This is a genomic window from Motilibacter aurantiacus (assembly GCF_011250645.1).
Classification (GTDB): Bacteria; Actinomycetota; Actinomycetes; order Motilibacterales; family Motilibacteraceae; genus Motilibacter_A; species Motilibacter_A aurantiacus.
The window spans coordinates 413,642-425,158 of sequence record NZ_JAANNO010000001.1 but is presented as its reverse complement, the minus strand read 5'-3'; the positions used below and the strand labels follow the sequence as shown (position 1 = coordinate 425,158).

Annotated in this window: 7 protein-coding genes; 6 read left to right on the top strand and 1 reads right to left on the bottom strand. The window is 73.0% G+C overall.

The window, feature by feature from the left end:
- The first annotated feature begins 212 nt into the window (after nucleotides 1-212).
- Nucleotides 213-4,496 carry a family 16 glycoside hydrolase gene (locus G9H72_RS01910; protein WP_166166550.1) on the top strand — a complete coding sequence of 1,428 codons (4,284 nt, stop codon included), beginning with the start codon at nucleotides 213-215 and terminating at the stop codon, nucleotides 4,494-4,496.
- A gap of 127 nt (nucleotides 4,497-4,623) precedes the next feature.
- Nucleotides 4,624-6,159, top strand: a complete 1,536-nt coding sequence (locus tag G9H72_RS01905) for a glycoside hydrolase family 43 protein (protein ID WP_166166548.1) — start codon at nucleotides 4,624-4,626, stop codon at nucleotides 6,157-6,159.
- An 81-nt stretch (nucleotides 6,160-6,240) separates the two neighbouring features.
- Here the strand turns inward: G9H72_RS01905 and ppk2 are convergent, their stop codons facing one another.
- Nucleotides 6,241-7,281, bottom strand: coding sequence for a polyphosphate kinase 2 (ppk2, locus tag G9H72_RS01900; RefSeq protein ID WP_166166546.1), 1,041 nt, complete (start codon nucleotides 7,279-7,281; stop codon nucleotides 6,241-6,243).
- A 174-nt stretch (nucleotides 7,282-7,455) separates the two neighbouring features.
- Here ppk2 and G9H72_RS01895 point away from each other — a divergent pair, with 174 nt between their 5' ends.
- The 4 genes from G9H72_RS01895 to G9H72_RS01880 are packed head-to-tail and all read left to right on the top strand — an operon-like array spanning nucleotide 7,456 to nucleotide 11,420.
- The gene (locus G9H72_RS01895) at nucleotides 7,456-8,553 is read left to right on the top strand and encodes an alpha/beta fold hydrolase (RefSeq protein WP_166166544.1); all 1,098 of its coding nucleotides are present in this window, start codon (nucleotides 7,456-7,458) and stop codon (nucleotides 8,551-8,553) included.
- Between the two features lie 52 nt (nucleotides 8,554-8,605).
- Nucleotides 8,606-9,748, top strand: a complete 1,143-nt coding sequence (gene alr / locus G9H72_RS01890) for an alanine racemase (RefSeq protein WP_331271895.1) — start codon at nucleotides 8,606-8,608, stop codon at nucleotides 9,746-9,748.
- Nucleotides 9,745-10,812, top strand: a complete 1,068-nt coding sequence (locus G9H72_RS01885; protein ID WP_331271894.1) for an alpha/beta fold hydrolase — start codon at nucleotides 9,745-9,747, stop codon at nucleotides 10,810-10,812. The genes alr and G9H72_RS01885 overlap by 4 nt, the downstream gene beginning before the upstream one ends.
- Nucleotides 10,809-11,420 (top strand): uracil-DNA glycosylase, encoded by a 612-nt coding sequence (locus tag G9H72_RS01880; protein ID WP_166166542.1) that lies wholly within the window; start codon nucleotides 10,809-10,811, stop codon nucleotides 11,418-11,420. Before G9H72_RS01885 ends, G9H72_RS01880 begins: the two co-directional genes overlap by 4 nt.
- Nucleotides 11,421-11,517: the final 97 nt, after the last annotated feature.

Genomic DNA, 11,517 nt, shown 5'->3' with positions numbered 1-11,517 from the left:
ATAACTCCGACATCGTTGCCAATTCGGACGCATAGGGCCCGCCTCCCGGCCGTGCGCCGATCGTGCCTGCCGCACGGCCGACCGGGAAGCCCTGCTCCATCCGCACGCCGACTCCACGCAGCCCCGCCGGCCCCAACCGGCGAGGCGCCTCAACCCACGCTGCCCTGAGCCGCGTGGCTCAGCGTCAAGACCTCATCTCGGAGGACGAGTACGTGATTTCCCGAACCGTCGACCGGCATGCCTCCAGGGGCCGCCGAAGGGCCGCGACCGGCCTGCTCGTAGCCGCCGTCGCCGCCGTCTCCAGCTCCATCGTCGCGGTGCCCACCGCCGTCGCCGCCGTGACCTGCATCTCCGGTCAGGTGTGCGAGGCGGAGCAGGCCACGCTGGGTGGTGGCGCCAAGACCAACACGGACCACCGTGGCTACACCGGCAGCGGGTTCGTCGACAGCGTGAACGCCGGGGCCAGCATCGCCTTCGGCTACAACGCGGCGGCGGACGGCGCCCACAACGTCACGATCCGCTACGCCAACTCCACCGGTGGCGACGGTCAGAACACGACGCGGACCATGACGCTGACCGTCGGCGGCACCGACGTCCCGGTTCAGCTGCCGCCGAGCGGCAGCTGGGACACCTGGGCGACGGTCACCGTCCCGGTCACCCTGGCCTCCGGCAGCAACACGCTGAACCTGCGGGTGGCGTCGGGCAACAGCGGCAACGTCAACATCGACAACATCACCGTCGCGAAGACGCCGGACGGCGCGGTCCGCGAGCAGGGCGTCACGCTCCGCATCTTCGACCTGGGCCTCCCCCTGCAGAAGCTCTGCACGCTCAAGCCGGGCCAGACGCCGAACGTCGACGTGCTCCGCCCGAACATCAACTGGTCGACCACCGCGGACTGGGCCGGCTACACCGCCAACTTCCAGGCCCAGGTCGTCGCGGACCTCGACGTCGCGCAGGCCGGCAACTACACCTTCCGCGTCCTCAACGACGACGGTGCCAAGGTCTTCATCGACGGCCAGCAGGTCATCGACAACGACGGGCTGCAGGACTCCACCACCAAGGACGGCGACTACACGCTGACCGCGGGCCGGCACCAGCTGGAGATCCGCTACTTCCAGGCCGGCGGCGGCGAGAAGCTCACGCTGTCCTGGCGCAAGCCCGGCTCGACGACCTTCGAGGTCGTCCCGAACTCCGTGCTCTCGGTCGAGGGCGGCGGCGCGCGCGTCGTCGCGCCCGGCACCAAGGAGTGCGAGGGGCTCAGCGACGGCGCCGGCGACGGCCTGCCGCTGACGAAGGTGCACCCCAGCTTCACGCTGAGCAACCTGCGTCCCGCCGGCTTCCAGCCCGACGTCTCGGGCATCTCGTGGTACCCGAACGGCGACGCCGCCGTCCTCACCTGGGGCGCCGCGCAGGTCTCCACCAACGGCAAGCTCTACCGGGTCAGCAACGTCCAGGGCGTCGTCGACCCCGCGAAGCTGGCCTACAAGGAGGTCGCAGCCGGCCTGCAGGAGCCGCAGGGCGTCGCGGTCGTCGACGGCGACACCTACATCACCTCCAAGGTCGGGCTCGAGAAGCTCGTCGACGCCAACGGCGACGGCTACTTCGAGGGCCGCCAGCGCATCGCGACCTGGCCCAACGGCCAGAACTTCCACGAGTTCGCCTTCGGCCTGCCCTACAAGGACGGCTACTTCTACGTCGCGCTGTCGGTCGCGCTCGAGCGCAGCGGCTCCTCGACCGTCCCGCAGCCCGGCCCCGACCGCGGCACGTTCCTCAAGGTCAGCAAGGACACCGGCACGATCGAGTACGTCGCCGGCGGGCTGCGGACCCCGAACGGCATCGGCTTCGGCCCCGAGGGCGAGATCCTCGTGACCGACAACCAGGGTGGATGGGTCCCGGCGAGCAAGCTCGTCCAGATCAAGCAGGGTGCGTTCTACAACCACTTCACCACGCACAACAACGCGGCGGGCCAGCCCGAGGCGGGCCGGTTCGACAACCAGCCGGTCACGAAGCCGATCGTCTGGATGCCGCAGAACGAGATCGCCAACTCGCCCTCGACCCCCGTGGTCATGCAGGAGGGCCAGTTCACGGGTCAGCTCGCCATCGGCGACGTGACCTACGGCGGCCTGCAGCGCGTCCAGCTGGAGAAGGTCAACGGCCAGCTCCAGGGCGCGCTCTACCGGATGACCCAGGGGCTCGAGGCCGGCGTCAACGAGCTCGCGCTCGGCCCGGACGGCGACCTCTACATCGGCGGCATCGGCTACGACGGCAACTGGAACCAGCCGGGCAAGCTCCGCTACGGCTTCCAGAAGCTGACGGCGAACGACACCGTCACGATGGACATCCTGAAGACCGAGATCACCGACAAGGGCTTCGACATCACCTACACGAAGCCGCTGTCGGAGGAGACCCGCGCCGGCCTCGCGTCGAAGTACCAGATCGACCAGTGGCGCTACAACCCGACCAGCCAGTACGGCGGGCCGAAGCTCAACCAGGAGAACCTCGCCGTCACGGCGGCGACGGTCAGCGCCGACGGCAAGAAGGTCAGCCTGACGGTCACGGGCGTCAAGCCCGACCGCGTCGTGCACATCCGCTCCCCGCGCCCGTTCGCCGCCGCTGACGGCGAGGCGCTCTGGAGCACCGAGGTCTGGTACACCGCCAACGAGGTGCCGGGCTACGTCGCCCCCGCCGACAAGGGCTGGTACGAGGCCGAGGACGGCCAGCTCAGCTCCGGCGCGAGCATCGAGACCGAGCACAGCGGCTACTCCGGCTCGGGCTTCGTCGGCGGCTTCTTCAACAACGGTGCGACGCTGACCTTCAACGTCAACGCCGCCACGGCCGGCGTGCAGCCGGTCCACCTGCGCTACGCCAACGGCCCGAACCCCTTCACCGGGACCAAGCGCGTCGCGGTCTACGTGAACGGCACGAAGGTCGACCCGTGGGCGCTGCCCGACACCGGCAGCTGGAAGAACTGGCGGACGGTCAGCCGCGACTTCACCCTGCAGGCCGGCGCGAACACCATCACGTTCAAGTACGAGACCGGGGTCGACGGCAACGTCAACTTCGACGCCCTCAAGGTCGGCGGCGGCGTGGACGTCTGCACCCCGGCGGCGCCGGAGGCGGGCTACACCAGCCTCTTCGACGGCACGCTGGCCAGCTTCCAGCAGTGGAAGATGGCGGGCCCGGGCTCCTTCGGGCGCCAGGACGACTGCTCGATCCTGTCGGTGGGCGGCCTCGGCCTGCTCTACCACCCGCAGACGTTCACCTCCTACAGCCTGAAGCTGGACTGGAAGCTCGCGGGCGACGACAACGGCGGCGTCTTCGTCGGCTTCCCGGACCCGGGCAACGACCCGTGGGTCGCGGTCAACAAGGGCCACGAGATCCAGATCGACGCCACGGACGACCCGAGCCACACCACGGGCTCGATCTACGGCTTCAGCGCTGCGGACGCGGCGGCCCGTGACGCGGTGCTCAAGGCCCCCGGGCAGTGGAACTCGTACGAGATCATCGTCGAGGGCCAGCGCATCCAGGTCTGGCTGAACGGCGTCAAGATCAACGACTACGTCGACACCGACCCGAACCGCATGAACGCGCCGAGCATGATCGGCCTGCAGAACCACGGCACGGGCGACGAGGTCTTCTACCGCAACGTGCGGGTCAAGGCCCTCGGTGACACCACGGCCCCGACGGCCACGGCGACGGTCACCCCGGCCGCCGCGAACGGCCAGAACGGCTGGTACGTCTCGCCGGTCACGGTGGCCGTCAACGCCACCGACGACTCGGCCGGCGCGGTCACGGTCGAGTACCGCCTCGACGGCGGCGCGTGGACCACGTACGCGACGCCGGTCGTGGTCGCCGCCGCCGGTGAGCACACGCTCGAGTACCGCGCGACGGACGCCACGGGCAACGTCTCGGCCGTCAAGTCGGTCTCGTTCAAGGTGGACGCCGCCGCTCCGGTCGTGACCGTCTCCGGCCTGGAGTCCGGTGCCACGTACGGCGATTCCGGCAATCTGGTTCCGATGTGGTCGGCGACGGACGCCGGGTCGGGCCTCTCGGGCGCGGTGACCGCCACGCTCGACGGCAAGGCTCTCGCGGCCGGCTCGACCGTGACGCTCTACGAGCTGGCGCTCGGCGAGCACACCCTGGCCGTCACGGCCAAGGACAACGCCGGCAACACGACGACCCGCACGGTGACCTTCACCGTCGGGACCTCGTTCGCCGACATCAAGGCCCTGATCGCGGCGTTCCACGCTGACGGCACGATCAGCGCCAAGACCGTGACGGCGCTGCGCGACCGGCTCGACAAGGCCGAGCAGGCCGCCGACGCCGGCAGCGAGGCGCGGACGATCTCCTACCTGGAGCAGTTCGTCGACCGGGCCAACAGCCAGGTCAAGGGCGACGACCGCGACCTCATGGTCCGGCAGCTGCTCAAGCGCGACGCCGCGGCGCTGATCGCCGACGCGCAGCGCGTGGAGGCCGCGGAGCTCGCCGACCGGTGATGCTCCTCGCCTGAGGGCGACACGCAGGCCCCGCCCGGACCCGGTCCGGGCGGGGCCTGTCGCATTCGGCGCAACCTGCTGCCCGGCGGCGCTCAAGCCGTGGCGACGGCGAGCCGACCAGGTGCGGGTGAGATCCAGCGCCGTCTCCCCGGCACGTACTCCCGTCGTCGCGGGGGCCTTCGCCAACCCCGTGCTCGACGCCGGCCCGCAGGTGGACCACGGCGACCCGTTCGTCCTGGAGTTCCTCGGGGAGTACTTCCTCTACTACTCGGGCCCGACCCGGATCGACGTCTGGCGCTCGAGCGACCTCGTCACCTGGGAGCCGGCCGGCACCGCTCTCACCGGCGCGCCGTCCGGGCACTGGGCCGAGGTCGAGCTCTGGGCGCCCGAGGTCGTCTACCGGGGCGGCGAGTTCGTCATGTACGTCGCGGCCACCCGCCGCGGCGGGCCTGGCCGCACCGCCGGCAAGGCCGCCGGTGCCGACGGTGGCGACGACGAGCAGCGCCGGCAGGGCACCGCCCGGGCACGCTCGCCGCTCGGGCCGTTCGTGTGGGACGACGAGCCGCTCGTCGGCGAGTGGTCGATCGACGCGCACCCGTTCGTCGATGACGACGGCAGCGAGTGGCTGTTCTACAACGTGCGCAACGAGGAGACCCGGCACGCCGACGGGACGCTCGGCTGCGGCAACGTGGTCGACCGTGTCCTGCCCGACGGCACGCTCGCCGGCGAGCCGGTCCCGGTGGCGTACCCGAGCGAGCCGTGGGAGGCCCACCCGGAGGGTGGCCAGTACTGGAACGAGGCGCCCTTCACGCTCAAGCGCCGCGGCCGCTACTACCAGATGTACTCGGGGGGCTTCTTCGGCGGCGACGGCTACAGCCTGGGCGTCACGGTCGCCGACTCCGTCGCCGGCCCCTGGGAGAAGGCGTCGCGGCACCCGATCTTCACCAGCGGGACGGACGTGACCGGCCCCGGGCACCACTGCGTGACCGTGGCCCCCGACGGCATCACCCCGTACGCGGTCTACCACGGCTACGTGGGCGACGCGTACGGCCGCAAGGTCCACGTCGACCCGCTCTACTGGGTGGGCGACGGGCCTCAGCTCGGCCGGGGTGCCACCCGCCCGACCAGCCCTTCCGGGCGGCCGCAGCCGCTGCCGCCGCGCCCGGCGTACGACGCGGCCGTGGGCCCGTTCCACCTGCGCGCGTGGATGCAGGGGGCCGTCACCCTCGTCGACGGCGTGGGGGTGGCCCTCGACGGGGACGCGGCCTGCCTGGTGGAGGCCGTGTACGACGGGGCCGCCCTGACCGTGCGCCGCAACGGCGCGATCGTGGCCCGGCGCGAGGGACCGGCCCGCCCGGAGCTGCAGTGCGGCACGGTGCTGCACTCGGCCCTCACCTCGCGGCTCGACGTCGACGCCGAGCAGGCCCTGGAGCCGGGGGAGCAGCTGGTGCGCGAGTGGGGTGGGAGCCTGCCGGTGGAGTGCACGCTGGCGGTGTCCGGCCGGGCCCGGGTCGAGCTGGGGGACGAGGCCGTCGTCGTCGAGGCCGGTGACGCGTACGAGCTGGTGGGGCTCGGCTCCCCGACCGGCGCCCAGCAGGTCCGGGTCACCGCGCTCGGGCCGTGCCGGGTGGCCGACGTGGTCCTGGTCTCGCGGGCCGGCTGACCCGCCGCGGCCCCGTCGTGGCAGAAGGGCACCTTCTCGCGATCGCGCTGCGAGAAGGTGCCCTCGGCACCTGGGCCGGGGTCAGAGCCGGGGGAAGAGCACGTCCCCGTTCTCGCCCTGCTCGAAGACCTTCGACCCGCGCCCCACGATCAGCGGGTCCGGCGTGCCGACGACCTCGACGTCCTTGCCGTCGTAGTCGAAGAGGCTGAGCACGTGGCGCATGGCCTCGAGCCGAGCGCGCTTCTTGTCGTTCGACTTCAGCACCGTCCAGGGGGCATCGGCGGTGTCGGTGTAGAAGAACATCGCCTCCTTGGCCTCGGTGTAGTCGTCCCACCGGTCCAGCGAGGCCAGGTCCATCGGCGAGAGCTTCCACTGGCGGACAGGGTCGATCTGCCGGATGAGGAAGCGGGTGCGCTGCTCGGCCTGGGAGACCGAGAACCACAGCTTCACCAGGTGGATGCCGGAGCGGACCAGCATGCGCTCGAGGTCGGGCGCCTGACGCATGAACTCGAGGTACTCCGACGGCGTCGTGAAGCCCATGACCCGCTCCACACCGGCGCGGTTGTACCAGGACCGGTCGAAGAGCACGATCTCGCCGGCGGCGGGCAGGTGCGCGATGTAGCGCTGGAAGTACCACTGCGTGCGCTCGCGCTCCGAGGGCTTCTCCAGCGCGACCACCTGCGCCCCGCGCGGGTTGAGGTGCTCGGTGAAGCGCTTGATCGTCCCGCCCTTGCCGGCCGCGTCCCGCCCCTCGAAGAGGATGACGAGCCGCTCTCCCGACGCCTTGACCCAGTTCTGCAGCTTCAGCAGCTCGATCTGCAGCAGGCGCTTGGTCCGGTCGTACTCGTGCCGGGTCATGCGCTCGGTGTACGGGTAGCCCTCCCGCCAGGTGTCGATCACGCTGCCGTCGGAGCGCAGCAGGATCGGCTCGCCCTCCTCGTCGACGTCCACCCGCAGGTGCGACAGCTCCTCCGCGAGCGGGGTCGGCTCGACCGTGCGACGGATCTCCGGCGGCACGACCTCCGCCGCGGCCGGCAGGTGGTCGACGGGCGAGCCGGCGGCCTCCGCGCTCGCCGCGGTCCCCTCCGGCAGGTCAAGCTCGTCGGTCTCGGCCTCGCCCATGGCCGGCTCCTTCCGCTGAAGATGTGAGCAGGCTCGTGCGCTCAGCTCCCGCAGTCCGTACCCGCCCACGGCCGGACAACCGCACAGCGAGGTGAACATCTGCCCGTCGTGACCGCCCACGTCCCCCTCGCGAGGGGAAGCGTCAGCAGCAGCTCCGGCGGGTACCGCACGCGCATGCGACGATCTCTCCTCCTCGGCCTGGTCGCGACCCTCGGCCTGGCCGCCGCCTCCGTCCCGGCGGCATCCGCGGCACCAGCAGACGCGCAGGCGGCGGCCGCTCCGGCGGCCCGCGGCGCGACCGTGGTGGAGGTGCCGATCACCTTCACCGTCCGCAACGTCAACCGGTCGCTGGTGCCGTGCGCGCCGGACGGCGCGACGTACCACGTCACGGGCAGCCTGGTCGGGCCCGCCGCGGCGCTCGACCGGCCGGGCGGCAGGGTCGAGGGGCTCGCCACGCTCTACCTGCACGGCCTCGGCTTCGGCAAGTTCCTCTGGAACTACAAGAACGTCGCGGGCTACGACTACGCGACGAACCAGGCGGCGGCGGGCCAGGTGTCGGTCGTGATCGACCGGCTCGGGTACGGCGACAGCGACCACCCCGTGGGCACGGCGGTGTGCACCGGCTCGCAGGCCGACATGGCCGACCAGATGGTCAGCGCGCTCCGCTCCGGCGGCTACACGCTGGAGAAGCGTGCGCCGCTGCGCTTCGCCAAGGTCGTGCTGGCCGGCCACTCCTACGGCGCCCAGATCGCGCAGATCGCGGCCTACTCGTTCAAGAACGTCGACGGGCTCGCGGTCATCGGCTACTCGGACACGGTCGCCTCCGCGACGGCAGCCACCGCCCAGCGGTACGCCGCCCGCACCTGCGGGCTGGGCGGCAAGCGCAGTGAGAAGGGCGCCCGCAACTACTCGACCTTCGGCAAGCCCGAGGACGCGGCGGCCAACCTCTTCGCGAACACCAACAACCGGGTTTTGCGAAGCGCGCTTCGGCAGATCAACCGGGACGAGTGCGGGGACCTGCTCTCGTACAAGACCGGGCAGACGGCGGACCTGACGTACCTGTCGCAGGTGACCGCCCCCGTCCTGGTCGTCAGCGGCGGCAAGGACGCGATCTTCCCGCCGCCGGCCGGGCAGGCGCAGGCCGCGCTGTTCACGGGAAGCGCCGGGGTGACCCAGGTCGAGGTCCCGGAGACCGGGCACAACTTCACGCTCGAGCGCACGCACGGGCAGTTCGAGACCGCGGTCCGCTCCTGGCTGGAGACGCTGGACTGAGCACGCGGCGCGGCCCGGGGCCGGCCCCGCACGGCTGGCAGGATTGGTCGGTGTGACGGAAGACCTCGGGCCCTCGCGGACGGCGCGCATCGATCTCGCTGCCGTCCGCTCCAACGTCGAGTCCCTGCGTGCGCACGCGGGGCAGGCCGAGGTGCTCGCGGTCGTGAAGGCCGACGCGTACGGCCACGGGCTCCTCCCGTGCGCCCGGGCCGCACGCGCCGCCGGGGCGAGCTGGCTCGGGGTGGCGCTGCTGGAGGAGGCGCTCGCGCTGCGGGCCGGTGGCGTCGAGGGGCGGCTGCTCGCCTGGCTGCTCAGCCCGGCCGAGCCTCGGCTGGCCGAGGCGGTGGCCGCGGACGTCGACCTCTCGGTGTCGGCGCCATGGGGTGTGGCCGACGCCGTGGCCGCAGCCGCCGTGGCGGGCCGCCCCGCCCGCCTGCACCTCAAGGCCGACACCGGGCTGTCGCGCGGCGGTGCCACCGCGGAGGGCTGGCCGGAGCTGCTCGACGCCGCGCTGCGCGCGCAGGCCGAGGGCGCGGTCCGGGTCGTGGGGGTGTGGACGCACCTGGCGTGGGCCGACGTCCCGGACCACCCGACGGTCGACAAGCAGCTCGACGCCTTCGCGTACGCCGTGGAGCGGGCGGAGCGCGCCGGCGCGCGCATCGAGGTGCGCCACGCGGCCAACAGTGCGGCGACGCTGACCCGGCCGGACAGCCGGTTCGACCTGGTCCGGCCCGGGATCGCGGTCTACGGGCTCTCGCCGGTGCCGCAGCTCGGCGGCCCCGAGGCGTACGGCCTGCGCCCGGCGATGACGCTCACCGCGAAGCTCGCGCTGGTCAAGCGGGTCCCTGCCGGCAGCGGGGTGTCCTACGGGCACGCCTACGTCACCGACCGCGAGACGACGGTCGGTCTCGTCCCGCTCGGGTACGCCGACGGCATCCCGCGCCACGCCGGCGAGCGCGGGCCGGTGCTCGCCGCGGGACGGCGGCGCACGGTCGCCGGCCGCGTCTGCATGGACCAGTTCGTGCTCGACCTCGGCGATGACGTCGCCGCCGCCGGGGACGAGGTGGTCCTCTTCGGCACCGGCGAGCACGGCGAGCCGACCGCCGAGGACTGGGCGCAGGCGGCGGGCACCATCTCCTACGAGATCGTGACCCGGCTCGGCCCGCGGGTGCACCGCGTCTGGACCGGCGGGTGAGGATCGGCGTGCTCGGCGGCCGGGCCACCGCCCTCGGCGCCGGGCTCGGGCTGGCGGCGGCGGGGACGGCCGTCGGTGTCGTCGCCGGGCTGCGGCTCACCCGCCGGGCGGCCGTCACCGGGGCGACGGGCGCCGAGGCAGGCACGGGCAGGGCCCGGGTCGTGGTGACCGACGACGGGGTGCCCCTGCACGTCGAGGTCGACGAGCCGGCGGGGCCGGCGCGGACGACCGTGGTGCTCGTGCACGGCTTCGGCAACGACCTGCGGGCCTTCCACCACCAGCGCCGGGCGCTCCGGCCGCACGCCCGGCTGGTCCTCTTCGACCAGCGCGGGCACGGACGGTCGGGCGGCACGCCGGACGCGCGGTCCCCGCGCTTCCGGTCGGTCATCGACCAGCTGGGCGCCGACCTCGCCCGCGTGCTCGCCGAGACCGCGCCCGACGGCCCCGTCGTCCTGGTCGGGCACTCGATGGGCGGGATGACGGTGATGGCCCTGGCCGACCGGCACCCCGAGCTGTTCGGCCCGCGGGTGGTGGCGGTGGCCCTGCTGTCCACCTCCCCGGGGCAGCTGGCCGAGGTGACGCTCGGGCTGCCCGCGGCCGCGGGGCGGCTGGTCCATCGGCTCGCCCCGGGCGTGCTGCGCACCGCGACGCGGCAGGCCGAGCTGGTGGAGCGCGGCCGGCGGGCCGGCAACGAGCTGTCGTACGCCCTCACCCGGCACTACGCGTTCGGCGGGCAGGTGTCGCCGGAGCTGGTGGCGCTCGTGGTGGACATGGTGGCGGCCACCCCGGTGCAGACGCTGGCGGAGGTGTTCCCCGCGTTCGCCGCCCACGACAAGCTGGAGGCGCTGGCCGTGCTGGCCGGGCTGCCCTCCCTCGTGCTCGTCGGCGAGCGCGACCTGCTGACGCCGGTCGAGCACAGCCGCGCGATCGCGGAGCGCCTTCCCCTGGCCGAGCTCGTCACGGTCCCCGACGCCGGGCACATGGTGCTGCTCGAGCGACCTGCCCCGGTCGACGAGGCCCTGCTCCGGCTGCTCGACCGCGCCGTGCCCGGAGGTGCCCGGTGACGGTCCTCGACCCGTCCGAGGCGGCGCCGGCGCAGCCGGGCTGGGACGCGCTGGCCTCGGCCGCCCGCGGCTGCGTCGCCTGCCCGGAGCTCGTGGCCACGCGCACGAACGTCGTCCCGGGCGTGCGCCCCGCCGGCGCCGACGTGCTCCTCGTGGGCGAGGCGCCCGGTGCGCAGGAGGACGAGTCGGGCATGCCGTTCGTCGGCAAGGCCGGGCAGCTGCTCGACGGGCTGCTCGCCGAGGCGGGGCTGCCCCGCGAGCGGGTGGCCGTCGCCAACGTCCTCAAGTGCCGGCCGCCGAAGAACCGCAAGCCGACGAGGCCCGAGGTGGCCCGCTGCCGTCCCTGGCTGCACCGGCAGATCGAGCTCGCCGACCCGGTCCTCGTCGTCACGCTCGGCGGGACGGCGGCCGAGTGGGTGCTGAAGCCGGGCGTACGCATTGGTGAAGTGCGCTTCTCCGATGTCTACTACGCCGGACGTCGGGTGCTGTGCACCTACCACCCCTCCGCCGCCATCCGCTTCGGGCCGAAGGGGCAGCCGATGGCGGCGCTGCGCGAGGACCTCGCGCGGGCCGCGGCGCTGGCGGCCGAGCTGCGCGCCGGGCGCTGAGGGCGTACCCGCGCCGCGCGTCCCCCGTTCGAGTGGCGGCGGACCCCGGGCGGCCCTAGCTGAACAACGTCCGCATCGATTCGCCCGGAAGGGACGC